The organism is Teichococcus aerofrigidensis (assembly GCF_054073225.1).
The window spans coordinates 23,992-47,711 of sequence record NZ_JBSXMU010000005.1 but is presented as its reverse complement, the minus strand read 5'-3'; the positions used below and the strand labels follow the sequence as shown (position 1 = coordinate 47,711).

At 72.5% G+C, this 23,720-nt stretch carries 17 protein-coding genes; 3 read left to right on the top strand and 14 right to left on the bottom strand.

The window, feature by feature from the left end:
• Nucleotides 1–129 precede the first annotated feature (129 nt).
• From ACVMLK_RS02710 to ACVMLK_RS02695, 4 genes are all read right to left on the bottom strand, one after another.
• The gene (locus tag ACVMLK_RS02710) at nucleotides 130–801 is read right to left on the bottom strand and encodes a DNA-3-methyladenine glycosylase family protein (RefSeq protein WP_198367392.1); all 672 of its coding nucleotides are present in this window, start codon (nucleotides 799–801) and stop codon (nucleotides 130–132) included.
• The gene (locus ACVMLK_RS02705) at nucleotides 801–2,078 is read right to left on the bottom strand and encodes a TRAP transporter large permease (protein ID WP_198367391.1); all 1,278 of its coding nucleotides are present in this window, start codon (nucleotides 2,076–2,078) and stop codon (nucleotides 801–803) included. Before ACVMLK_RS02705 ends, ACVMLK_RS02710 begins: the two co-directional genes overlap by 1 nt.
• Complete coding sequence (locus ACVMLK_RS02700; protein WP_457485540.1) at nucleotides 2,075–2,623, bottom strand: TRAP transporter small permease; 549 nt, start codon at nucleotides 2,621–2,623, stop codon at nucleotides 2,075–2,077. Before ACVMLK_RS02700 ends, ACVMLK_RS02705 begins: the two co-directional genes overlap by 4 nt.
• Before the next feature lie 145 nt (nucleotides 2,624–2,768).
• Nucleotides 2,769–3,752, bottom strand: a complete 984-nt coding sequence (locus ACVMLK_RS02695) for a TRAP transporter substrate-binding protein (RefSeq protein ID WP_422923356.1) — start codon at nucleotides 3,750–3,752, stop codon at nucleotides 2,769–2,771.
• A 175-nt stretch (nucleotides 3,753–3,927) separates the two neighbouring features.
• On the opposite strand from ACVMLK_RS02695, the gene ACVMLK_RS02690 reads away from it, so the two are divergent.
• Entirely contained in the window at nucleotides 3,928–5,139 is a 1,212-nt protein-coding gene (locus tag ACVMLK_RS02690) for an MFS transporter (RefSeq protein WP_457485539.1), read from the top strand.
• 62 nt (nucleotides 5,140–5,201) lie between these two features.
• On the opposite strand, the gene ACVMLK_RS02685 is transcribed toward ACVMLK_RS02690, so the two are convergent.
• From ACVMLK_RS02685 to ACVMLK_RS02675, 3 genes are all read right to left on the bottom strand, one after another.
• Complete coding sequence (locus ACVMLK_RS02685; RefSeq protein ID WP_198367387.1) at nucleotides 5,202–5,531, bottom strand: YnfA family protein; 330 nt, start codon at nucleotides 5,529–5,531, stop codon at nucleotides 5,202–5,204.
• Nucleotides 5,532–5,538: 7 nt separating this feature from the next.
• Nucleotides 5,539–6,972: an aldehyde dehydrogenase family protein gene (locus tag ACVMLK_RS02680; protein WP_457485538.1), complete on the bottom strand. Its 1,434-nt coding sequence runs from the start codon at nucleotides 6,970–6,972 to the stop codon at nucleotides 5,539–5,541.
• A 109-nt stretch (nucleotides 6,973–7,081) separates the two neighbouring features.
• The gene (locus tag ACVMLK_RS02675; protein WP_457485537.1) at nucleotides 7,082–8,491 is read right to left on the bottom strand and encodes an L-lactate permease; all 1,410 of its coding nucleotides are present in this window, start codon (nucleotides 8,489–8,491) and stop codon (nucleotides 7,082–7,084) included.
• A 220-nt stretch (nucleotides 8,492–8,711) separates the two neighbouring features.
• Between ACVMLK_RS02675 and ACVMLK_RS02670 the strand changes: the two genes are divergently transcribed.
• Entirely contained in the window at nucleotides 8,712–9,884 is a 1,173-nt protein-coding gene (locus ACVMLK_RS02670) for an iron-containing alcohol dehydrogenase (RefSeq protein WP_198367384.1), read from the top strand.
• 12 nt (nucleotides 9,885–9,896) lie between these two features.
• Here ACVMLK_RS02670 and ACVMLK_RS02665 read toward each other — a convergent pair whose 3' ends face one another.
• From ACVMLK_RS02665 to secD, 3 genes are all read right to left on the bottom strand, one after another.
• Complete coding sequence (locus tag ACVMLK_RS02665) at nucleotides 9,897–11,075, bottom strand: EAL domain-containing protein (RefSeq protein WP_457485536.1); 1,179 nt, start codon at nucleotides 11,073–11,075, stop codon at nucleotides 9,897–9,899.
• A 275-nt stretch (nucleotides 11,076–11,350) separates the two neighbouring features.
• A complete protein-coding gene (gene secF / locus ACVMLK_RS02660; RefSeq protein ID WP_198367382.1) occupies nucleotides 11,351–12,322 on the bottom strand; it encodes a protein translocase subunit SecF in 972 nt (323 codons plus the stop codon).
• 14 nt (nucleotides 12,323–12,336) lie between these two features.
• On the bottom strand, nucleotides 12,337–13,923 hold the full coding sequence (gene secD / locus ACVMLK_RS02655; protein WP_457485535.1) for a protein translocase subunit SecD: 1,587 nt from the start codon (nucleotides 13,921–13,923) through the stop codon (nucleotides 12,337–12,339).
• 238 nt (nucleotides 13,924–14,161) lie between these two features.
• On the opposite strand from secD, the gene ACVMLK_RS02650 reads away from it, so the two are divergent.
• On the top strand, nucleotides 14,162–15,130 hold the full coding sequence (locus tag ACVMLK_RS02650) for a Gfo/Idh/MocA family protein (protein WP_457485534.1): 969 nt from the start codon (nucleotides 14,162–14,164) through the stop codon (nucleotides 15,128–15,130).
• Nucleotides 15,131–15,143: 13 nt separating this feature from the next.
• Here ACVMLK_RS02650 and treY read toward each other — a convergent pair whose 3' ends face one another.
• From treY to glgX, 4 genes are read right to left on the bottom strand one after another with little or no spacing between them, the layout of a single operon-like run.
• Nucleotides 15,144–17,780: a malto-oligosyltrehalose synthase gene (gene treY, locus ACVMLK_RS02645; RefSeq protein WP_457485533.1), complete on the bottom strand. Its 2,637-nt coding sequence runs from the start codon at nucleotides 17,778–17,780 to the stop codon at nucleotides 15,144–15,146.
• The gene (gene malQ, locus ACVMLK_RS02640; RefSeq protein ID WP_457485532.1) at nucleotides 17,777–19,837 is read right to left on the bottom strand and encodes a 4-alpha-glucanotransferase; all 2,061 of its coding nucleotides are present in this window, start codon (nucleotides 19,835–19,837) and stop codon (nucleotides 17,777–17,779) included. The genes treY and malQ overlap by 4 nt, the downstream gene beginning before the upstream one ends.
• Complete coding sequence (gene treZ, locus ACVMLK_RS02635; RefSeq protein ID WP_457485531.1) at nucleotides 19,834–21,606, bottom strand: malto-oligosyltrehalose trehalohydrolase; 1,773 nt, start codon at nucleotides 21,604–21,606, stop codon at nucleotides 19,834–19,836. Before treZ ends, malQ begins: the two co-directional genes overlap by 4 nt.
• Entirely contained in the window at nucleotides 21,603–23,720 is a 2,118-nt protein-coding gene (gene glgX, locus ACVMLK_RS02630) for a glycogen debranching protein GlgX (RefSeq protein WP_457485530.1), read from the bottom strand. The genes treZ and glgX overlap by 4 nt, the downstream gene beginning before the upstream one ends.

Genomic DNA, 23,720 nt, shown 5'->3' with positions numbered 1-23,720 from the left:
CCGGGCGGGGGCGCGGTCCCTTGGCGATGGGCTGACCTGGTGGCAGGCCGGGTCAGCGCCGATGCGAGCTATAAACCCTCATGCGGGACGAGGTTTCCGGCCGCCGGCCAGGTCGGCCCGGATCCTGGCTCAGATCGCGGCGGGCGTCTTGAAGCGGCCTTCCTTGGCGAGATCGGCGGCGCGCCACAGATACCACGCGGCGGCCGAGCGGTACGGCGCCCAGGCCAGGCCGATCTCGGCCAGGGCCTTCGGCTTCGGCTGCGCCTCCAGCCCGGCGGCCAGGCGATAGCCCTCGCGGACGCCGAAATCGTCCACCGGCAGGATGTCGGGCCGGCCGAGGGTGAAGATCAGCAGCATCTCCACCGTCCAGCGCCCCACGCCGCGCAGCGCCACCAGCCGCTGGATCAGCTCCTCATCCGACAGGCGCGCCGCAGCGGCGCGGCTCGGCACCAGGCCGCCCACGGACTTCAGCGCGATGTCACGGATCGCCGCCTGCTTGGCGCCCGAGAAGCCGCAGCCGCGGATGGCGTCCTCGGGCAGGGCCAGCACGCCCTCGGCATGCGGGAAGTCCTGGCCGGGAAACAGCGCGATCAGGCGGTTCAGCATGGCTTCGGCGGCGCGGCCATGCACCTGCTGATGCGCGATCGCCCGCACCAGCGCCTCATAGGGCTCGCGCCGCAGCGGCTTCAGGGTCATGGCGCCGACCTGGCGGATCACCGGCCCGAGGACCGGGTCCGTGGCGAGGTGGGCGCGGGCGGCGCGGGGCGCCAGTCCGCGGGCCGGGCGGCTCGGCGGGCGCATCAGCGGAAGAACAGGGTGGGCAGGGCGGTGGTCAGCGCGGGCATGTAGGTGATCAGCATCAGGCAACAGAGGATCACGGCGATGAAGACGAAGAGATAGCGCATCATGGCCTCGATGCCGCAACCCGCCACCTGCGCCGCGGCGAAGAGATTGACGCCGAAGGGCGGCGTGATCATGCCCAGCGCCAGATTGACCACCATGACGGTTCCGAAATGCACGCCGTCGATGCCGAGGCGCTGCGCCGCATCGGCCAGGATCGGCGCCAGCACGATGATGCTGGCGCTGGTCTCGACGAACATGCCGACGATGAAGAGGAAGACATTGACGCCGAAGAGGAAGCTATTGCCGTTGTCGAAGGTCTCCACCAGCCAGGCGGCGGCGGCGTCCGGCACGCCCTGCCGGTTCAGCAGATAGGAGAACAGCGCCGCGCAGGCGATGATGAACAGGATCACCGAGGAGGAGATCACCGACTTGCGCAGGATCGGGTAGAGGTCGCGCCAGGACAGCTCGCGGTGCAGGAACATGCCGACCAGCACCGCGTAGAAGACCGCGACCACGCTCGCCTCGGTCGGCGTGGTCACGCCGCCATAGATGCCGCCCAGCACCACGACCGGCATGAGCAGGGCGAAGCCGGCCTGGCGGAGCGCGGCGAGGAAGGGCAGGCGGCCATCGCCGTCATGCTTGCCCCAGCCCTGGATGCGGCACCAGACCAGCACGGTGCCGACCAGCGCCATGGCCACCAGCGCTCCCGGCACGAAGCCCGCCAGGAACAGTTCGGGGATCGAGACCTGCGTGGCGACGCCGTAGAGAATCATCGGGATCGAGGGCGGGATGATGACGCCGAGTTCCGCCGCGGTGGCCTGCAGGGCGGCGGCGAAGCCGATCGGATAGCCGTGCCTGACCAGCGCCGGGATCATGATGGTGCCGATGGCGAAGGTGGTGGCGACGGAGGAGCCGCTGATCGCCGCGAAGATCATGCAGGTGACGATGCAGGTGGCGGGCAGGCCACCCTGCACGCCACCGACCATGGACTTGGCGAACTCGACCAGCCGGCGACTGATCCCGCCCACATCCATCAGGTTGCCGGCCAGGATGAAGAAGGGGATGGCGGCAAGAGGGAACCTGTCGAGCGCCACGAAGATCTGCTGCGCCGCCACGATCAGGGGGAAGCGCGTCCAGCCCTCGATGCCGATGATGGCGGCGAGGCCGATGGCCACGGCAACGGGAATGCCGATGGCGAAGCCGACGAGCATGACGCCGAGCATGGCGCTGGTCATACGGCGTTCTCCAGCTCGGTCGAGCGGTGGTCCAGGAAATGCCCCAGCGCGCCCAGGATGGCGAGGAGGGCGCCCGCCGGGATGGCGGCGTAGCCCCAGGACATCGGCACCTCGAGCCCGGCCATCTCCTGGAACCGCACGCGCAGCGCCATGCTCCAGCCGAACCAGAACAGCACGCCCATCAGCAGCCAGTTGGCGAAGAGCGCCACCGCCTGAAGCCCGCGCCGCAGCGCCCCATGGCTGTAGCGGTGCGCCACGTCGATGCTGACCAGGGCGCCGGCGCGCAGCGCCATGGCCAGGCCCAGCATGGCCATCCAGATCAGCGCCGTCCGCACCAGGGCCTCGCTCCAGATGGCCGGCGTCCCGGTCGCGAAGCGGGCGATGACCTGCCACAGCCCGGCGAAACAGGCGACGACCAGGGCCAGGCTGGCCAGGAGGGCGGCGAGCCCGATGCCGATCCGGTCGATGCTCAGGATCGCGCCGCGGGTCGCCGGGGCGGAGCGGCCGATCCAGAGGGCCAGCAGGGTTCCGAGGAAGCTGGCCACGCCTATGACCTGAAGGGGTATGCTGTTCACGTCCGCGCTGGTCCCGGGCGTGTCTGGATCGCCGCGTTCGGCTGGAGCATGGGTGGGGTCCCGGAGGATCATGGCGGAGGAGGCGGACCGCCCGGCGGCCGGGCGGCACGGTCGGTCAGGGCTGCGGCTTCCAGTCGCGCAGGCGCTTCAGCAGCCCGGCGTCGAGATCCTTCTCGTACTGGGCGAAGGCGGTGGCGAGGGCGCCCTGGAACTGCTCGGTGTCGATGCGGGTCACCACCGTCATGCCGCGCCGGCGCAGCTCATCGATGCCACTCTGTTCATCGGTGCTGACCTTGGCGCGGTTGGCGTCGCGCGCCGCGCGGGCCGCGTCCATGAAGAGGGCCTTGTCCGCGGCATTGAGCCCGTTCCACAGCGCCGGCGAGCCGATCAGCAGGGCCGGCGAGTAGACATGGCCGGTCAAGGTCAGGAACTTCTGCACCTGGTTGATGTTGTTGGCGACGATGACCGGGATCGGATTCTCCTGGCCGTCCACCGTGCCCTGCTGCAGGGCCGGGATCAGCTCGGAGAAGGCCATCGGCGTCGGCAGCGCGCCCAGGGTGGAGAAGGCGCGCATGTGCACCTGGTTCTCCATGGTGCGGATCTTCAGGCCACGGATGTCGGCCGGGGTCTGGACCTCATGGCGGCTGTTGGTCAGATGCCGGAAGCCGTTCTCCATCCAGATGATGCCGACCAGCCCGCGGGCCGGGAACTTCGCCAGGATGTCCTGCCCGATCTGCGAGTCGAGCGCGCCGCGCGCATGGGCGTAGTCCCGGAACAGGAAAGGCACATCCACCGTCCGCACCTCGGGGACGAAGTTGCCGACGGGGCCGGTGGAGGTGATGGTCAGATCCAGCGTGCCGATCTGCACGCTCTCGATCATCTCGCGCTCATTGTCGTTGCGCTGGATGGTGACGCGGTAGCGGCCGTTGGAGGCCTTCTCCAGGCTCTCCTTGAAGGCCATGGCGCCGGCGCCGTAATGGCTGTTGGCGGTGGGCAGCGGGTGCTGCAGGGTCAACTGAGTCTGCGCCGCGGCCGGCGTGACGGCCGACAGCCCCGCGACGAGCCCGGCAGCGAGTGCCGCGCGGCGAATGATGCCCATGATCATGATCCTCCCTTGTCCCCGGTTCGCCCCGGACCGCCTTGGAGGTCCCTTCTAGGGGAGGCCCTGCCGCCTTTCAATCTGTTGCGGCGGAGCCGCGCGAATGATCTGATTGCTGCGGTACACGGGGTGGGGAAAGACGAGTCTTGCGCGCGGTAGGCATGAAGGCCCCAGGGTGAGGCAGGGTCCGGGTGAGGAAGCCCCCTACATCCAGCGCGGCACCCCCGCCTTCCGTCGCACCAACCTGGCCTTCCTCTGCGCCGGCTTCGCCACCTTCGCGCTGCTCTACGTGGCGCAGCCGCTGCTGCCGGCCTTCTCCGAGGCCTTCGGGGTCAGTCCGGCCGCGGCGAGCCTGTCGCTCTCCCTGCCGACAGCGGTGATGGCCGTCTGCATGCTGGTGGCCAGCGCCGCCTCCGAGGCGCTGGGCCGCAAGCCGGTCATGGTCGCCTCCGTCATCGCCTCCGCCCTGCTGACGCTGGCCGCCGCGGCGGCGCCGGGCTGGAGCAGCTTCCTGGCGCTGCGCGTGCTGCTCGGCATCGCCCTGTGCGGCCTGCCCGCCGTCGCCATGGCCTTCATCGCCGAGGAGGTCGACCCGCGCTCCAGCGGCTATGCCATGGGCCTCTATGTCAGCGGCACGGCCATGGGCGGCATGCTGGGCCGCGTGGGGGCCGGCCTGCTGCTGGACTGGGGCGGCTGGCGCTGGGCGGTGGGGGGCGTCGGCGCCCTCGGCCTGGTTTCGGCGCTGGTCTTCTGGTGGTGCCTGCCGGCCTCGCGCCGCTTCGTGCCGCGGCCCCTGGCCTGGCGCGGGCTGGCCGCCGGCTTCGCGCTGCACCTGCGGGATGGCGGCATGCGGCTGCTCTTCCTGCTGGGCTTCCTGTTCATGGGCAGCTTCATCACCGTCTACAACTACATCGGATACCGCCTGCTGGCGCCGCCCTTCGCGCTCAGCCACGCGGGCGTCGCGCTGGTCTTCAGCATCTACCTGATCGGCATCGGCAGCTCCGCCCTGGTCGGCGGCCTGGCCGACCGCTTCGGCCGGCGGCGGGTGCTGTGGCTGACGGTGCTCGCCATGCTGGCCGGGCTGGCGCTGACCCTCTCCGGGGCCCTGCCGGTGATCGTCCTGGGGCTGGCGGTGCTGACCTTCGGCTTCTTCGGCTCGCATGCGATGGCCAGCGCCTGGGTCGGCCAATGGGGCGGGGCGGCACGTGCCCAGGCCTCCTCGCTCTATCTCTTCGCCTATTACATGGGCGCGAGCCTGCTCGGCCCGCTGGGCGGGCTGGCCTGGGAACGGGGCGGATGGGCGGGCGTGGCTGCCCTGCTCTCCGGCGGGCTGGCGGTGGCGCTGCTGGCCGCGCTGCGGCTGGGGCGCCTGCCGCAGCGCGGCTGAGATGGCCTGCCGCAGCGCGGCTGAGATGGCCCGCCGCCGCGCGGCTGAGGCGCCGCTTCCCTTCAGCCGCCGCGCGGCCCGAGCAGGATCAGCGCCGCCCCCAGCAGGCAGACGGCACCGCCGATCAGGTCCCAGCGGTCGGGCGCCACACCCTCGGCCAGCCAGAGCCAGAGCAGGGCCGTGGCGATATAGACCCCGCCATAGGCGGCATAGGCGCGCCCGGCCGCGGCGCTGTCCACCTGCGCCAGCAGCCAGGCGAACAGCAGCAGCAGGGCAAGGCCGGGCAGCAGCCAGAGCGCGCCGCGCCCGAGCCGCCACCAGGCCCAGACGGCGAAGCAGCCGCCGATCTCGGCCAGCGCCGCACCCCCGTACAGCAGCGCGGCGCGGACCATGCCCGGCTCAGCCGTGCCGGATGGCGATGGTCTTGAGCGAGGCGAAGCCGGCCAGGGCGGCGAAGCCCTTCTCGCGCCCATGGCCGCTGCGCTTGACGCCGCCGAAGGGCAGTTCCACGCCGCCGCCGGCGCCATAGTTGTTGATGAAGACCTGCCCGGCCCGGATCCCGCGCGAAAGGCGCATGGCGCGGCCGATATCGGCGGTCCAGACGCCGGCCACTAGTCCGAAGGGCGTGCCGTTGGCGATGGCCAGCGCCTCGGCCTCGTCGCTGAAGCGGATCGCCGTCAGCACCGGGCCGAAGACCTCCTCCTGCGCCAGCCGGTGATCGGGCGCGACATCGGCGAGCAGGGTGGGCGGCACGTAGAAGCCGCCCTCCGGCGCGTTGGAGGCGATGCGCCCCTGGCCGGCGAAGCTCAGCCCGTCGGCACGGGCGGCCTGCAGGAAGGACTTCACCCGCCTCTGCTGATCGGCGTTCACCACCGGGCCGAGGTCGAGGTCACGCTCGGCCGGGCCGGCCTCCAGCCGCCCGAAGCGCGCCGAGAGATCGGCGACGAGGCGGTCGAAGACCGGCGCCTGGATCAGCACGCGCGAGCCGGCGGAGCAGGTCTGGCCGGCATTCTGGATGATGCCGTTCATCACCGTGGCGGCGGCGGTGTCGAGGTCCGCATCCTGGAAGACGATCTGCGGGCTCTTGCCGCCCAGCTCCAGCGTCACCGGGATGGTGTGCTTCGCCGCGGCCGACTGCACCAGCGTGCCGACCTCGGGGCTGCCGGTGAAGGAGACATGCGCGATGCCCGGATGCGCCGTCAGCGCCGCGCCGGCCTCCTCGCCAAGGCCGGTGACGACATTCCAGACGCCCTCGGGGAAGCCCGCCTCGGCGGCCAGCCGCGCCAGCATCAGCGAGGAGAGCGAGGCGTCCTCGGCCGGCTTCAGCACGCAGGCATTGCCCATGGCGAGCGCCGCGCCGACCGAGCGGCCGACGATCTGCATCGGGTAGTTCCACGGCACGATATGGCCGGTGACGCCATGCGGCTCCCACAGCGTCATGACCGTCATGCCGTCGGCATAGGGGATGGTGTCGCCATGCATCTTGTCGGCGCTGCCGCCGTAGAACTCGAAGTAGCGGGCGCAGGCGGTGGCGTCGGCGCGGGCCTGGCGGATCGGCTTGCCGACATCCTGGCTCTCGGCCTGCGCCAGGGCCTCGGCGTCGCGCAGGATCAGCGCCGCCAGCCGGCCGAGCAGCCGGCCGCGCTCCGTGGCCGACAGGCGGCCCCAGGGGCCGTCGAGTGCCGCCTGCGCCGCGCGCACGGCGGCATCGATCTCCGCCGCGCCGCCCCGCGCGAGCTGTGCCATGACGCCGCCATCCGAGGGGTTGATGACGGGGATCATCCGCTCGGCGGCGACCTCGCGGCCGTTGATCCAGTGTCCATGAGTCTGCATGGCGTGCCCCTCCGATCTTTCGCGGGGAGGGTTTACGCCTTCGGTGGCAGCGGGCAAGCCCGCACGGGCGGCGGCGGCGGGCAAGCCCGCGGGGCCGTCATCGGCGCCCTCATCGAGCAAAGGCGAGCCACCCCCAGCCCATCAGCACCACGGCCAGCATGGAGGGCAGCAGCAGGCGCCAGATCTGCGCCGGCCGCGTGCCGTCGGCGAGCAGGCCGCAGATCATCGCCGTGACGCCGAAGCTCATGCCGGCCGCCGCCGCCCCGGCCGAGTTGTGCAGCCCGCCGGCGAAAGCCGGCATCAGGCCGGCCGCCTGGCCCAGGGCCGCCTGCACCGGCATCAGCGCCGCGTTGGAGCCGACATTGCTGCCGGTGACCATGCCGGAGACGAAGCCCAGCGGCGGAATCGCATAGGCGGCGAAAGGGCCGAGCGCGCCCGCCGCCGCCTCGGCCAGGGCCGTGGCGACGCCCGCGCCGGCCAGCCAGCGGCCGAGCACGACATAGAGGATCATCGCCACCACCGGCCGCCGCGCGCGCTTCAGCGTGTCGACCAGGGCCGCGCCGGCGCCGAGAGGGCGGAGCGCCAGCAGCAGCAGCGCCACCGTCCAGAGCACCACCGCCACATGCGTGATTGGCAGGGGCGGCAGGTCCGGCCAGGGATGAAGGGCCGGGGCGCCGTGCCAGGATCGGGCCAGCAGCAGCGCGGCGGTCAGCCCCGCCCAGGGCGCCAGCATGGTCAGCGCGCGCCGCCAGCCGGCCGGACCGCGCGGCGGGTCGAGCCGCCAGAGCACCCAGAGCAGGGGCAGGCCGGCGGCCAGGATGCCGGCGGTCTCGAAGGGCAGCGCCAGGTTGGCCAGCAGCAGCAGCCCGGCCAGGAGCAGCATCAGCAGGAGCTGGGCCAGCTTCTCCCGCCCCGGCACCGGCACGCCGGCGCGGGCGGAGAGGCGCCAGAAGAGCGGCGTCAGGGCCAGCAGCCAGAGCACGTGCGGCCCGGCCGTGGCCAGGGCGAGGGCCTGTGGCGGCACGCCGATCAGCGCCGCGCCCAGCGCCGTGCCCGGGCCGAGGCCGCCCCAGGGCACCAGGGTCAGTGCCAGCAGCGCCAGCGCCCCCGCCGGCGCGCCGCCGAGGCCCATGCGGCGCAGCCCGGCCAGCGCGAAGACGGCGCCCACCGCGAAGCCGGTGACGCTTTCGACGAAGGCCCCGCCCAGCAGCGTGGCGGCGAAGACGCGCCGGGGCGAGAGGGTGAGGCTCGCCTCCTCCGCCGGGGCGAGGCGGGTCACCGCCATGTGGAAGAGCAGGCCGCCCGCCAGCACGCCGACGGGCTGCATCGCCAGATAGATCGCGCGCAGGGTCTCCCAGGCCAGGAAGCCCGGCGCCAGGCCGGGTTGCGGCAGGGTGAGCAGCACCGCCGGCAGGCTGGCCGCCAGCCCCGCCAGGCAGGCCAGGGCCGGGCCGGCGCGGCCGGAGATCAGCAACAGCAGGAGCAGGAGGAGCGGCGCGGCTTGCAGCAGGAGGAGCATGGGGCGCCCATCCTCGGCCAGGGGCGGGCCGGGCGCCAGAGGGACGCGCCAGAGGGACGCGCCAAGGGGACGCGCCAAGGGGCGTGCGCGAAAGGGGGGGCGTTGCCGCGCCCGCAGCCAGCCGTCATCCTGGCGCCACGCGGCACCGGCCCCGCTTCGGCCCCCGTTTCAGCCCAGGACGGCGAGGCCACCGGCCCGCCGCGGCTCAGAGGAGGAAATCATGTCCCTGTCCCTGGTGGCTCCGCGCAAGCTGCTCATCGGCGGCGGCGCGCTGACGCAACTGCCGCAGCTGCTGCGCGAGTTCGGCCTGTCGCATCCGCTGGTCGTCACTGATCCTTGGATCGTCTCCTCCGGCATGATCGACCGGGTGCTGGCGCCGCTGGCGGCGGCGGGCATCGCCGCCAAGGTCTTTTCCGACACCGTGGCCGACCCGACCGACACGGTGGTGGAAGCGGGAGTCGCGGCACTGCGCCAGGGGCATTTCGACTGCCTGATCGGCTTCGGCGGCGGCAGCCCGATGGACACGGCCAAGGCCATGGCCATCCTGGCGGCGGCGCAGCCCGGCCAGCATATCCGCGCCTTCAAGGTGCCGGCCGCCGCCGATCGCGCCGCCCTGCCGGTGCTCTGCGTGCCCACCACCGCCGGCACCGGCAGCGAGGCGACGCGCTTTACCGTCATCACCGACACTGCGCGGGACGAGAAGATGCTGATCGCCGGACTGGGCGCGCTGCCGCTCGCGGCGCTGGTGGATTACGAGCTGACCTTCAGCGTGCCGCCGCGCATCACCGCCGATACCGGGATCGACAGCCTGACCCATGCGCTGGAGGCCTATGTCTCGCACCGCGCCAATCCGCTGGCCGATCTCTATGCCGCGGCGGCGATGAAGCTGATCGCCCGGCACCTGCGCGTGGCCTATGCCGATCCGCAGAACCCGGCGGCACGGGCCGGGATGATGGAGGGGGCCACGCTGGCGGGGCTGGCCTTCTCCAACAGCTCGGTGGCGCTGGTGCATGGGATGAGCCGGCCGGTCGGCGCCCATTTCCACGTGCCGCACGGCCTGTCCAACGCCATGCTGCTGCCGGCGGTCACCGCCTTCGGTTTGCAGGCGGGGCTGTCCCGTTATGCCGAGGCGGCACGGATCATGGGGCTGGCCGAGGCGGGCACGCCGGACGCGGCCGCCGCCCAGGCCCTGCTGCGGGAGTTGCGGGCGCTCAACCAGGAGCTGGGCGTGCCGAGCCCGCGCCAGTTCGGCATCGCGCCCGAGGCCTGGGAGGCGGCGCTGCCGGTCATGGCGGAGCAGGCCCTGGCCTCCGGCAGTCCGGCCAACAACCCGCGCGTGCCGACGGCGCCGGAGATCATCGCCCTCTATCGGGAGGCCTTCGGGCCGGGCTGAAGCGGCGGTGCCTCAGGCGGGGCGGCGGGCCAGCCGGGCGCCGGCGCGCCGCGCCGCCACCCAGGCCGGCAGAACCTGGGCGGGCAGCGGGCGGCCGATGGCATAGCCCTGGGCATTGTCCGCCCCCGCCCGCGCCACGGCGCGCCACAACCGGCTGTCCGAGACCCCCTCGGCGGTGACGGTCATGTGGCGGTTGTGGGCCAGGGTGATGAGGCGCTCGACCTCGGCGCGGGCGCGCCGGCTGCCAGGCATGGCGCCGACCAGATGGCGGTCCAGCTTGATGCCGGCGAAGGGCAGCTCGATCAGCTGGGCGCGGTCCTCCTCCAGGCCCATGTCGTCGATCAGCACCGGGTGGCCGGCGGCCTGCAGTCGCAGCAGCGCCTGCCGCAGCGCCGAGCGGTCGCGCACCGGCGTGGTCTCGGTCAGCTCCAGCACCAGGGCCGAGGGCGGGAAGCCGCTGGTCTGCTGCAGGCGCCGCAGGGCCCCCAGCACGTCGCGCTGCAGCAGCACATCGAGCGGCAGGTTCAGGCTCAGCGCGGCGCCGATCCGCATCGGCGCCGGGGCCAGCTCGTTGAAGGCCGCCCGGGCCACGGCCAGGGAGAGGGCGCGGGTCTGGCCGCTGCGCTCGGCCAGGGGCACGAAGGCATCGGGGCTGAGCGGCGTGTCGTCCCGCCGCTGCCAGCGGGCCAGGCCTTCCAGCAGGACCGGGCGCTGGTCGGCGATGCGGAAGACCGGCTGATACCGCACCGTGATCTCGCCGCGCTCCAGGCCCCGCTCCAGCTCGCGCGGGTCGTCCGTCGGCACCTGCAGCTTCTCGGCCGCGAGGCGGCGCAGGGCCTGGGCGACGACATGCGGGCGGGGCGCGGCCACGGCCACGCCGGCCGGCGGGATGGGGCTTCCCTCCTCCTGGATCAGGACGATGCCCGTGGGGGAGAACGGATCGGCGGCGGCGGCGAGCAGGGTGGGCAGATGCTCGCCGGCGGCGGCGGCCTCGCAGATCATGTGCCGGGGCGGCGTCGAGACGCCGAAGAGGCGCGCCAGGGCCTCATGGCCATCCGGAACCACCACCGGGGGCCGCGTGCGCAGATCCTCGGCGACGGTGTGCGCCAGTTCGATCAGGCGGAGGTCCCGCGCCAGGACGAGCAGCGTCGGTATGCCGTCTCCGGTCGTGGGCTGTAACCTGATCGCCATAAACGCTCCTCCCGGCAGCCGTCAGAAGCGATGTGCCGGTCTCGGTGATCTATGGTTACTTTTGTCCAAACTCAAAGGATTGTCTCATATTTTTGATTAAATTTTGGCCGAATTGAGCGGTAGAGTGGCACGACCCGGCATGGACTGCCTAAGCCCTAAGGGGTAGGGCCCCACTGCTCAACTGCGGCGTGCGAGGGTTGGTTCCATTTCTGGCCGGAATGCCGGCCGCCGGAGTCGGGCCCGCGGCAGGCCGCCGCCGGGCCCTGACCCTGGTATCAGCGCCCCGGGCTGTGTTGCGGGGCGCGGGCCTGGGTGGCCGGGGCCTCGGTCCCCCGCCGCAACCGGTTCTCGCCCAGGAAGAGCAGGATCGGCGCCGCGATGAAGATCGAGGAGGTGGTGGAGGCGACGATGCCGAAGACCATGGTCCAGGCGAAGCCCGCCAGGGCGTCGCCCCCGAACAGCGCCAGCGGCAGCGCCGAGAGCAGCAGTGTCATCGAGGTGCCGATGGTGCGGTTCAGCGTCTCGTTGATCGACTTGTCGATCAGCTGCCGCAGCGGCATGGTCTTGTACTTGCGGAGATTCTCGCGCATCCGGTCGTAGACCACGACCTTGTCGTTGATCGAGAAGCCGATGATGGTCAGCACCGAGGCCACCGTGGTCAGGCTGAACTCGATCCGCGTGACCGCCAGGAAGCCGACAACCTTGGTGGTCTCCAGGATCAGCGTCGCGATGGCGCCGACGGCGAACTGCCATTCGAAGCGGAACCAGATATAGGCCATCATCGCCAGCATCGAGATGCCGAGCGCGATCAGGCTGTTCTGGAACAGCTCGGCGCTGACCCTGTTGCCGACCGCCTCGGTGCGCAGGATGCGCGCGCCCGGCGCCACCTGCTCCAGCGCGCCGCGCACGCCGTTCACCGCGCCCTGGGTGGCGCCCTCGTCACCCTGCACCGGCAGGCGCAGCAGCACCGTGCTGTCGTCACCGAACTGCTGCAGGCCGACATCGCCGAGGTTGAGCCCGCTCATGGTGGTGCGGAGGGTGGCGAGATCGGCCGGGCCCTGGGTTCGGATCTCCATGATGACGCCGCCGCGGAAGTCGATGCCCTTCTCCAGCCCGGGGTAGAAGGCCAGGACGAGCGAGAGGACGGAGATCACGGCGGAGAAAATGATCCCGATCACGCGGCCGCGCATGAAGGGGATGGCGGTGTCGTCCGGGACGATGCGGAACAGGGGGCGGGAGAGGAACATGCGGTGTGTCTTCCTCAGACCGGCAGGGCCTTGGGGCGGCGCGAGCGGTACCAGGCGGCGACCATCAGCCGCACCAGCACGGTGGCCGACCACATCGAGGCGATGGTACCGATCGCGACGGTCACGGCGAAGCCCCGCACCGGGCCGGAACCCAGCACGTAGAGGCAGGCCATGGCGATTAGATTGGTCAGGTTGCTGTCCAGGATGGTGCCGGAGGCCTTGGTGAAGCCCGCCTCCAGCGCGTTGATCGGCGTCCGGCCGGCGCGCACCTCCTCGCGGATGCGCTCGTTGATCAGGATGTTCGCGTCCACCGCCGTGCCGAGGGTCAGTACGATGCCGGCGATGCCCGGCAGGGTCAGCGTGGCGCCCAGCAGGGACAGGGCGGCCATCAGCAGCAGGATGTTCACCACCAGCGCCAGATTGGCGAACCAGCCGAACAGCCCGTAGGCCAGCCCCATGTAGCCGATGACGAAGACCGCGCCGACGCCGAGGCTGATCAGCCCGGCGCGGATGGCGTCCGCGCCCAGCTCCGGCCCGACCGTGCGCTCCTCCACCACCGTCAGCGGCGCGGGCAGGGCGCCGGCGCGCAGCAGCACGGCGAGGTCGTTGGCGGTGGCGGCGGTGAAGCTGCCGCTGATCTGGCCGCGCCCGCCGGTGATCGGCTCGTTGATGCGCGGCGCGGTGATCACCTTGTTGTCCAGCACGATGGCGAAGGGCTGGCCGACATTCTGCCGGGTGATCTCGGCGAAGCGCCGCGTGCCGATCGAATCGAAGCTGAAATTCACCACCCATTCGCCGGTCTGCGAATTCTGCCCGGCGCGGGCGTCGGTCAGGTTGGCGCCGTCCACCTCGATGCGCCGCCGCACGGCGATGCGCCCGCCGCCCTGCTCCATCTCTAGGAACTCGACGCCGGGGGGCGGCACGGCGGCCTGCGGATTGGCGCCCGCATCCACCAGCCGGAAGGTCATGCGCGCGGTGCGGCCGAGCAGCTCCTTGATCCGGTTCGGATCCTCGACGCCGGGCAGCTGCACCAGGATGCGGCTCGCCCCCTGGCGGGCGATCAGCGCCTCGGCCACGCCGGTCTCGTCCACGCGGCGGCGGACGATCTCGATCGACTGCTCGACGGCGCCGCTGGCGCGGGACTGCAGCGCGGCGTCGCTCAGCGTCGCGGTGATGGTGCCGTCGGCGGCGGAGGTCAGCGTCACATCGGGCGCGGTGGCGCCGCCGCCCACCGGGACGGGGGTGGCCAGTTCGCGCAGCGCCGCGAGCGCCGCCGGGATCTGCGCCGGATCGCGCAGGCGGAGCGAGAGGCGCTCATTGGCCGGATCGGCCTGCAGGTTCAGATAGCCGATATTGGCGGCGCGCAGCCGGGTGCGGGCGCTGTCGGCCAGGCTCTCCAGCCGCTCCCGCACCACCGCCCTCAGATCCACCTCCAGCAGCAGGTAGGATCCGCCGCGCAGGTCGAGCCCGAGGGAGATCTGCCGCGCCGGCAGCCAGGAGGGGATGGCGGAGCGGGGGACGAGATTGGGCAGCGTCAGCAGCACGCCCAGGAGGATGACGCCCAGAATGGTGGCGACCTTCCACCGTGCGAAATACAGCATGGCCGAGCGGGCCCCCCTCGTGCCCGCGGCGGCAGCCGGCCGGGGGCGAATGACGTCTCTGACAAGCGCGGTCTCTCAGGCTCCGGCGGGGCGGGCCCGCCGGAGCGGCGGAAAATGATGCGCCCGCGCCGCGCGCGCAACCCGTGTTGCGTTCCGCCACGCTCGCGCACCCGCTTTTGGCAAGGCGGGGCGGAGTCTGTACATCGCGTCCGATGGATCCGGGTTGGCGGGAAAGGCCATGGGCATGCTGAAGCTGGGCATTCTGGGGGCGGGGCATTTCGGGCGCTTCCACGCGCTGAAGGCGGCCAAGGCCGCATCCGGCGGGAGGGTCGCCTTCCTGGGCCTGGCCGATGCCAGCCCCGAGCGGGCGGCACAGGTCGCCGCCGAGGCCGGATGCCCCGTCCTGGCGCCGGCGGCGCTCCTGGCCGCGGCCGATGCGGTGATCATCGCCGCCCCCACCGCCTTCCACCACGAGCTTGCCACGGCCGCGCTCGCGGCGGGCTGTCATGTCTTCGTCGAGAAGCCGATCGCCGCCACGCTGGAGCAGGCCGACGCGCTGGTGGCGCAGGCGGCGGCGGCGGGCCGGGTGCTGCAGGTCGGGCATGTGGAGCGCTTCGGCGCCGGCATGGCGACCCTGCAGGGCAGCGCCGGGGTCGGGCGGCCGCTCTACATGGAGGCGGTGCGCATCGCCCCCTTCCGCCCGCGCAGCCTCGACATCACCGTCATCCTCGACCTGATGATCCACGATCTCGACCTGGTCATCGCCCTGGCCGGCGCCGAACTGGTGGGGGTGGAGGCGGTGGGCGCGAAGGTCGTCTCGGACCGTATCGACATCGCCAATGCCCGGCTCCGCTTCGCCAACGGCGCCCAGGCGACCGTGACCGCGAGCCGCGCCAGCCTCAGGATGGAGCGTCGCCTGCGCGTCTTCGGCACCGAGGGCTATGCCAGCCTGGATTTCCTGGCGCGGGAGCTGAAGCTGGTGCGCCGCGGGCAGGGCGCCGCGCTGGAGCAGATCCCCGGCCACGGCATCGAGACCCTGTCCTGGCAGGAACACGACAACCTGGAGGCGGAGCAGGCCGCCTTCCTGGCCGCCTGCCGGGGCGAGGCGCCGGTGGTGGTGGACGGCCGGGCCGGGCGGGCGGCGCTGGACGCCGCCCTCCGGGTCGAAGCCGCGGTGGCCAGCGCCCTGCGCGCGGCCGGGATCTGAGCGGAGAGGGGCCTCACCGCGCCAGCAGCACCCGGTGGAGCGGGCCGCCAGCCAGATCGAGGCGCGCGGCGGGCGCGACCTCGGCGTCGCTGAGCAGGCACCGCCAGCGCCGTCCCGCCAGATCCTCCGGGAGGGGGATGCCCACGCCCGGCCGGTCCGCGGCCTCCTCCAGCCCGGCGCCGCGCAAGGGCACCACGACCAGCAGCGCCGCCCCGCCCTGGCGGCGGCAGAAGGCGAGCAGCCCCTCCGCCCCAGGCCCCTCGGCCGCCAGGGGCTCGTGGCGCCCCTCGGCGAAAAGCGCGGGGACCTCGCAGCGGGCGCGCAGCAGGCGGTGGATGACCGCCTGCTTCACCGCGCCCGAACGCCAGGCCGGGAGCAGCGCCGCGGGGCTCTCCCCGCTCTCCAGCGCCGCGCGGCGGAGCGCGTAGTCCACCGGACGCCGGTTGTCGGGATCGACCAGGGATTCGTCCCAGAACTCCGTGCCCTGGTAGAGATCGGGCACGCCGGGCACGGTGTAGCGCAGGATGGTCTGGCTCAGGCTCCGCACCGCCCCGGCGGCGGCGAGCCGGGCGGCGAAGTCCTGAAGGCCGGCGGCCAGGTCGGGATGCGTGGCGGGATCGACCACGCCGCGCATCCAGCCCTCCGCCGCCGCCTCATACGCCTCGTCCGGCATGGCCCAGCCGGAGCGCCGCTTGGCCTCGCGCAGCGCCTTGCGCAGCCAGCCGGCGAGCCGCTCCTGCCAGGCGCCGACGCCGGCCCGGTCCTGCACCTCGAGGCCGAGCGGCCAGGAGGCCAGCAGCATCTGCAGGATCATCACCGCGTCGCCCGGCTCCGGCGCGGGGCCAGCGGGCAGGTCCCGCACCAGATCGCCCGCCTGGGACAGCGCGCCGCGCAGCACGGCCGCCCAATCGTCCGGGATGTCGGACAGGGCGGCGAGGCGCATCCGCAGATCCTCGCCCCGCTTGTGGTCATGCGTGGCCGTGGCCAGCATGGCGGCCGGATGCGCCGCGCCGCGCGCCGCGCAGGCGCGGTGGAAGGCCTCGGGCGGCAGCGAGAACTGGTCAGGATGCGAGCCGACCTCGTTGCGGGAGAGCAGCCGCCCGTAGCGGTAGAAGGCCGTGTCCTCCACCGACTTGGCCGCGGTGGGGGAGGAGAGCTGCTGGAAGCGGGCGCGGGCGCGCAGCAGGTCCTGGCGGGCCTCGCCGGGCGGGCGGGTGCGGATCTTCTCCTCGGCCAGCCAGAAGAGAAGATGCGTCAGCACGACGTGATCGGTCGGATGCAGGCGGGCGCGGGCGGCCTCGGCCACCTGCTGCAACACCCGCGCATCCTCCGTGCTCGGCCGTCCGGCGCGGGTGTAGATGCGGTAGACCGGGAAATGCAGCAGCATCTCGGCCAGGACGCGACGGATGGCGTTGAAGGAGAAATCGCGCGAGCGGATGTGGCCGCGCGCCAGGTGGTGCAGGGCGCGGGCGCAGCCATCGAGCTCGGCGGCGAGGTTGTCGCGCAGGATCTGCTTGCGCGCGGCCAGCTCCTCGGCGGGGAAGTCGGCATCGCGGCCCGAGGTCTCGCGCCAGAGGGCGGAGAGCGGCGCCTCGCCCGCCGGGTTGTGCAGCACGGCACCGACCTGGTCCATGAAGTCGTAGCCCGTGGTGCCGTCGGTGCGCCATTCGGCGACCAGCGGCTCGCCCGGGGCCAGGATCTTCTCGACCAGGATATAGGGCGGGCCCTGGGGCGCCTCCGCCGGGCGGCGCGCGCCGGCGGCCATCATGCGGCGGCGCAGCTTGCGGCAATAGCCGCGCGGATCCGCGAGGCCGTCGACATGGTCGATCCGCACGCCGTCGATCAGCCCCTCGGCATAGAGGCGCAGGAGCAGCTCGTGCGTCGCGTCGAAGACCTCCGGATCCTCGGCGCGCAGCCCGGCGAGGCCGGTGACGTCGAAGAAGCGGCGCCAGTTGATCTCGTCCGTCGCGGTGCGCCACCAGGCCAGGCGGTAATTCTGCCGCTCCAGCAGGGCGTGAAGCCGCGCGGCGCCGTTCAGCGTCGCCGGATCGTAGTCGGCGAAGCCGTCATCGGCGTCCAGCAGCGCATTGGCCTCGCGCGGCGCGATCGGGAAGCGGTTGTCGAAATAGGCGACCGAAACGCCGGTCGGGCCTTCCGCCACCAGCTTCAGCTCGCCCTCCGCCAGCGCCTCGCCATAGGGGCGGCCTAGGAAGGGGGCCAGCATCTTGCCATGCAGGGACGGGTCGGCGCTGTCCCAGTCGATGTCGAAGAAGCGGGCGTAATCGCTGTCTCGGCCCTTGGCCAGGACGTCCTGCCACCAGGGGTTGTGCGGTCCGTCCACCCCCATGTGGTTGGGCACGATATCGAGCAGCAGGCCCATCCCCTCGGCCCGCAGCGCGGCGACCAGCCGCCGCAGCGCCGGCTCGCCGCCCAGCGCGGGATTGATCGCATCGTGCGCGGTGATGTCGTAGCCATGGGTCGAGCCCGGCGCCGCCGGCAGCAGCGGGGAGGCATAGAGATGGCTGATCCCGAGCCGGGCGAGGTAGGGCACGATGCCGACCGCGTCATCCAGCGTGTAGCCGGCGTGGAACTGGATGCGGTAGGTGGCGCGCGGAAGGGTCGTCGCGGGCGGCGTCAGGGGGGTGTTCACTCGGGGGCTCTCCGGGCGCGCGCCAGGACGCGCAGGCGATGGTCGAAGGCGGGGTGCCGGAACAGGAGCTCGACCGGCGGGTCCAGCCGGCGGCGCCAGTTCGGATGCTCATCAACGGTGCCGGGCATGTTGGGTTGCTCGACCGCGGCGAGCGCATCCTCGAGCGGCAGCAGGGCGAGGTCGCAGCGGGCGCGGCCGATATAGGCGGCGGCGGCATCCGCCACCCGCGCCGCCTCGTCCGGCCCCGGCACGTCGCCTTCCGCGACATGGGCCTGGCGGAAGGCGGCCCAGAGCTTCGGCCGTTCCGCGGCCCGGGTGGCGGCCTGGCCGTCGATGGTGCTGCCCAGCTCCTCCCGCCAGACCAGGTCGCGCCCCTCCCACCAGCCGGCGACGGTCGGCAGGTCGTGCGTCGAGGTCATGGCCACGGCTTCGCGCGTCCAGCGGACAGGGTCCTTGAAGCCGGGATTCTCCGCCGGCCCCGTCTGCTCGAACCACATGACGCGCATCCCGGCGAGGCCGGCCTTCTGCAGCCTGGGCCGGAAGCCATCCGGCACGGTGCCGAGATCCTCGCCGATGGCGACGGCGCCATGCAGAAAGGATTCGAGGGCGACGAGGCGCAGCATGTCGGTCAGCGGATAGCGCAGGTAGCAGCCCTCGGCCGGGGAGGCGCCCTCGGGCACCAGCCAGAGTCGGCGCAGGCCGAGCACATGGTCGAGCCGCACGCCGCCGGCATTGCGGAAGGCGGCGCCCAGCATCTCGCGGAAGGCGGCGAAGCCGTTGGCGATCAGGCCTGCGGCGGCATAGGTGGTGATGCCCCAGCCCTGGCCGCGCGTGTTGAAGATGTCGGGCGGCGCGCCGATCTCGACGCCGGAGAGGAACTCCTTCTGCCGCGCCCAGGCATCGCTGCCGCCGCCATCGACGCCGATGGCGAGATCGGCGATCAGCCCGATGCGGGCGCCATGCGCGCGCGCCGCGGCCTGCGCCGCCGCGAGACCGCGATCGGCCAGCCATTGCAGGAAGGCGTGGTACTCCACCTGCTCCGCATGCGCCGCCGCGAAGGCCGCGACATCCGGGCTCTCCGGGTCCTGCAGCCCGGCCGGCCAGTCGCGCCAGTGCCAGCGGCCCGGGCCGGCGGCGACCTGCTCCGCCTGGATGGCCTCGAAGCGGGCGTGATTCTCGAGCGAGCGCCCGCCCGCGGCGCGGAAGGCCTCGAATTCCGCGCGCAGGGAGGCTGGCGCGGTGTCGCGGAAGGCGGTGTGCAACTGCCGCAGCCGGGCCAGCCGGGCCTGGGCGGCGTCGGGCCAGTCGATCAGCGGCAGGGCCTCCAGCCGCGCCCATTCCGCCCGCAGCTCGGGCGGGAAGGGGGGCGCGTCGTCCAGCAGTTCCTCGCCATCGGCATGGCGGACATCGAGCCGCAGCCGGCTCGAGGGAGCATAGGGGCTGAAGCGCGTCGGGTCGGCGGTGAACTGCGCGTGCACGGGGCTGATGGCGATGGCATCGGCGCCTTCCCGCGCGGCACCGGCGGCGAAGGCGGCGAGCGCCCGGTAGTCGCCGATGCCGCCATCCCCCGCGCGCTTCAGCGCGTAGAGCTGCACCGCCAGCCCCCAGGCACGGCCACCGGGACAGGCATCGGTGATGCGGTGGCCGTGTTCCGGCGCCACGGCGAGCGTCACCTGCCGTCCGCCGGCTTCGAGCGTGTAGTAGCCGGGCAGGCTCGGCGCGGTCATCATCGCGCCGCGCGGGGCCGGGGCGGCCTCGCCTTCCACGCGGGTGCCGTCAGCGGCGGCCAGGAGGTAGCGGCCCGGACTGAGCGGGATCCGCAGCGGCGCGCCGGCGGCGGCCGTGATCAGGGGCGGCGGGCTGGCGCGCCGGGCGGCCTGGAAGGCCGCGAGGCTCTCGCGGATCTGCGCCGCGCTGCCGGCGGGATGGCCCAGCGCCGACAGCACGTGGCGCAGCGTCTGCGGCGCCGTGCGCTGCGGGCGGCCATTGGCGTCCTCCCACTCGGCCATCAGCCCGACGGCGCGGGCCAGCCGGCCGAGGGCCTCCGCCTCGCTCACAGCGCGGGGTCCGAGAGCCACGCGGCGGCGGACCAGGGGCCGAGGCGCCCCTCCGCCACATCGCCGCTGCTCGCCAGCAGAGGGCCGGAGCCGGGCGGGCATTCCACCGCCCGCGGGCCGAGCTGCGCCGCCAGGGTCAGCACGGCGCCATCCCCCAGGCGCCACTGCACGCGCAGGCCGGTCTCCCCCAGCATGGCGCCATTCAGCAGCGTGGTGCCGGCGAGCCGCGGCGCCAGGCGCGCGGCGCGCAGCTTTAGCAGGCCCGACACATGCGCCGCCATCGCCGCCTGCTCCGGCTGCCCGGCCTCGGCCGCATCCGGGCGGCTGGCGGCGAAGGTGTCGGGGTGGTTGGGGTCGGGAATGCGCTCGCGCCGCTCCGGATCGGTGAAGGCCGCGAACCTGGCGAATTCCTTGCGCCGCCCCTCGCGCACCGCCTGGGCCAGATCAGGGTCCGGGAAGCCGGTGAAGAAGAGGAAGGGCCGGCGGGAGCCGTATTCGTCGCCCATGAAGAGCATCGGCACGGCGGGGGACATGAGCAGGACGAGCAGGGCGGCGCGCGTCGCCTCGCTGGAAGCCAGGCTGTAGATCCGCTCGCCCATCGCGCGGTTGCCGACCTGGTCATGGTTCTGCAGCGCGTTGACGAAGGCCGAGGGCGGCAGGTGGCCGCTCTTCTGGCCACGCGCATGGCCGAGATTGGCCGAGACCTCGCCCTGATAGACGAAGCCCTCGGTCAGCGCGCGCAGCAGCTTCCCGGCCGGACGGTCGGCGTAGTCGGCGTAATAGGCGTCGGTCTCGCCGGTCAGCAGGACGTGCAGGCAATGATGCGCGTCGTCGTTCCACTGCGCGTCGAAGCTGGTCTCGAGCAGGCTCGCATCGTTGTTCTCGTTCTCCAGCACCAGATAGACCGTGCGGCTGCCGCAGGCGGCGCGGACGCGCTCCGACAGCTCCGGCAGGAAGGTCGGATCGGGGATGGCATGGACGGCATCCAGCCGCAGCCCGTCGAAACGGTACTGCGTCAGCCAGAAGATGGCGTTCTCGATGAAGAAGTCGCGCACCGGCGCCTCGCGGAAGTCGATGGCGTCGCCCCAGGGCGTCGGCTTGTCCTTGCGGAAGAAATCCGGCGCGATGCTGTGCCAGTAGTTCCCGGCGGGGCCGAAGTGGTTGTAGACCACGTCGAGCATCACGGCGAGGCCGTGGCCATGCGCGGCGTCGATCAGCGCCTTCAGGTCGTCCGGCGTGCCGTAGGCCTCGTCCGGCGCATAGGGCAGTACGCCGTCATAGCCCCAGTTGCGCGCGCCCGCGAAGTCGTTCACCGGCATCAGCTCGATGGTGTTGACGCCGAGCGCGGCGAGGCGCGGCAGCTCCGCCATGATGCCGCGGAAACCGCCCATGGCGCCGGCATGCAGTTCGTAGATGACGCTCTGCGGCCAGGGATGCGTCGTCCAGCCATCGTTCTGCCAGCGATAGGCGTGATGGTCGACCACGACGCTCCAGCCATCCACGTCACCGTCCTGCGCCTGCGAGGCGGGGTCGGGCACGGTCGGGCCGTTGCCCAGGTGAAAGCGGTAGCGCGTGCCGGAGGGTGCCGGCAGGGTGACGCTCCACCAGCCGTCAGGCTCGCTCCGCATCGGATGGGTCCCGGCGGCGGGGCCCTCGCGGCATTCCAGCGTGACTCCCGGCTGGCCGGGCGCCCAGAGGCGGAAGCGCGTGCCGCCATCCGGCCGGGGCAGCGGGCCGAAGGCGAAATCCAGGGGCCGGGCTTGAGTCATGCGGGACGATCCTTCGTGGAGAGCAGGGCCACCAGGAGCTGAACGGAGCGGCCGGAGACGGTAACTTCCGATCCGGCGATGGGTTGTTCCGCGTCATCGGGGCGCGCGCTGTCGAGAGCGAGGGACCAGGCCAGGGCGGGTTCCGGCAGGCGGAAGCGATGCGCCGCGGCCGTGCCGTTCACCAGCAGCAGCGTCACCTCCACCTGATCCGACGCGCCGCCGGCAGTGGCGCGGCGCAGCGCCAGCAGCCGCGCCTCAGCATCGTGCCAGTCCTCCTCCACCAGCGGATCGCCCGCCTCGTCGAACCAGGCCGTGTCGGCGATGCCGGGCCATGGCTCGGTGCGCCCGTGCAGGAAGACCGGGCTGCGCAGCGTCGCGAGGCGGCGGCGCAGGGCGGTGGCACGGGCGACGAAGCGGAGCAGGGCCGAGCCCGCCGGCGCCTCGGCCATCGACCAGTCCAGCCAGGAGACCGGATTGTCCTGGCAATAGGCGTTGTTGTTCCCCTGCTGGCTGCGGCCGAACTCGTCGCCGGCGAGCAGCATCGGCGTGCCATGCGCGGCGAAGAGGGTGAGCAGCATGGCGCGCTTCACCTGCTCGCGCCCCGCCAGGATGGCGGGATCGTGGGTCGGGCCCTCGACGCCCCAGTTGGCGCTGAAATTGGCGCCGTGCCCGTCGCGGTTCTCCTCGCCATTCGCCTCGTTGCGCCGCTCAGTGTAGCTGACCAGATCCTGCAGGGTGAAACCGTCATGCGCGGCGACGAAGTTGACCGAGGCCCAGGGGCGCCGCCGGCGATGGTCGAACAGCTCGCCCGAGCCCGAGAGGCGCGCCGCCAGCTCGGGTCGCAGCCCGGAATCGCCGCGCCAGAAGCGGCGCAGCCCGTCTCGGAAGCGGTCGTTCCATTCCGAGAAGCCGGGAGGGTTCCGGCCGAGCTGGTAGCCGCCCGGCCCGATGTCCCAGGGCTCGGCGATCAGCTTCAGGCGCGACAGCACCGGGTCCTGCCGGATGGCGTCGAAGAAGCCGGAGCCGGCATCGAAGCCATCCGCCTCGCGCCCCAGCGTGCTGGCCAGGTCGAAGCGGAAGCCATCCACCCGGAAGGCGGTGGCCCAGTAGCGCAGACTGTCCATCACCATCTGCAGCACGCGCGGATGCGAGAGGTTGACGGTATTGCCGCAGCCGGTGTCGTCGATGTGGTGTCGCTCGTCGCCCGGCGTCAGGCGGTAGTAGCTGGCATTGTCGAGGCCGCGCCAGGAGAGGGTGGGACCGGTTTCGCCGGCCTCGCAGGTGTGGTTGTAGACCACATCGAGGATCACCTCGATCCCGGCGGCGTGCAGGCGGCGGATGGCGACGCGGATTTCGTCCAGGCCGCCGGTCGAGAGATAGGCGGGCTCCGGCGTGAAATAGGAGAGGGTGGAATAGCCCCAGTAGTTGCGCAGCTGCCGCTCGACCAGGAAGCGGTCCTGCAGGAAGGCATGCACCGGCAGCAGCTCGACGGCGGTGATGCCGAGGCGCTGCAGATGTTCGATGATGCGCGGATCGGCCAGGGCGGCGAAGGTACCACGCTCGCGGGGCAGCAGGTCGTCGCGCTGTACCGTGAGGCCGCGCAGATGCGCCTCGTAGATGACGGTCTGGTCCCAGGGCACCTGGGGCGGGCGGTCGTCGCCCCAGTTGAAGGTGTCGTCCACCACCACGGATTTCGGCATGGCGGCGGCGGAATCGCGGCGGTCGAAGCTCAGGTCGCCGCGCGGGGCGCCGATGCGGTGGCCGAAAAGCGCGTCGGTCCAGCGCAGCGTTCCGGCCATCTGCTTGCCGTAGGGGTCGAGCAGCAGCTTGTGCGGGTTGAAGCGATGGCCTTCGCGCGGGCGGTAGGGGCCATGCGCGCGGTAGCCGTAGATCAGGCCCGGACGCGCCTCGGGAAGATAGCCGTGGAACACCTCGTCGGTGCATTCGGGCATCGGCAGCCGGGCGACCTCGCGGCGCCCGGCGGCATCGAAGACGCAGAGATCGACCTGCGTCGCATGGGCGGAGAAGACCGCGAAGTTGATGCCCAGCCCGTCCCAGGTCGCGCCCAGCGGATCAGGCCGTCCGGGCAGCAACCAGTCCGGCAGCAGGGGCAA

What these genes read in the sequence shown, in the direction of transcription:
- secF (WP_198367382.1), bottom strand. Translation starts at nt 12,322, where the DNA reads ATGTTCCTCTCCCGCCCCCTGTTCCGCATCGTCCCGGACGACACCGCC.
- ACVMLK_RS02670 (WP_198367384.1), top strand. Translation starts at nt 8,712, where the DNA reads ATGTCCCTGTCCCTGGTGGCTCCGCGCAAGCTGCTCATCGGCGGCGGC.
- ACVMLK_RS02710 (WP_198367392.1), bottom strand. Translation starts at nt 801, where the DNA reads ATGCGCCCGCCGAGCCGCCCGGCCCGCGGACTGGCGCCCCGCGCCGCC.
- ACVMLK_RS02665 (WP_457485536.1), bottom strand. Translation starts at nt 11,075, where the DNA reads ATGGCGATCAGGTTACAGCCCACGACCGGAGACGGCATACCGACGCTG.
- ACVMLK_RS02675 (WP_457485537.1), bottom strand. Translation starts at nt 8,491, where the DNA reads ATGCTCCTCCTGCTGCAAGCCGCGCCGCTCCTCCTGCTCCTGCTGTTG.
- treZ (WP_457485531.1), bottom strand. Translation starts at nt 21,606, where the DNA reads ATGACTCAAGCCCGGCCCCTGGATTTCGCCTTCGGCCCGCTGCCCCGG.
- ACVMLK_RS02680 (WP_457485538.1), bottom strand. Translation starts at nt 6,972, where the DNA reads ATGCAGACTCATGGACACTGGATCAACGGCCGCGAGGTCGCCGCCGAG.
- ACVMLK_RS02685 (WP_198367387.1), bottom strand. Translation starts at nt 5,531, where the DNA reads ATGGTCCGCGCCGCGCTGCTGTACGGGGGTGCGGCGCTGGCCGAGATC.
- ACVMLK_RS02705 (WP_198367391.1), bottom strand. Translation starts at nt 2,078, where the DNA reads ATGACCAGCGCCATGCTCGGCGTCATGCTCGTCGGCTTCGCCATCGGC.
- secD (WP_457485535.1), bottom strand. Translation starts at nt 13,923, where the DNA reads ATGCTGTATTTCGCACGGTGGAAGGTCGCCACCATTCTGGGCGTCATC.
- ACVMLK_RS02650 (WP_457485534.1), top strand. Translation starts at nt 14,162, where the DNA reads ATGGGCATGCTGAAGCTGGGCATTCTGGGGGCGGGGCATTTCGGGCGC.
- ACVMLK_RS02695 (WP_422923356.1), bottom strand. Translation starts at nt 3,752, where the DNA reads ATGGGCATCATTCGCCGCGCGGCACTCGCTGCCGGGCTCGTCGCGGGG.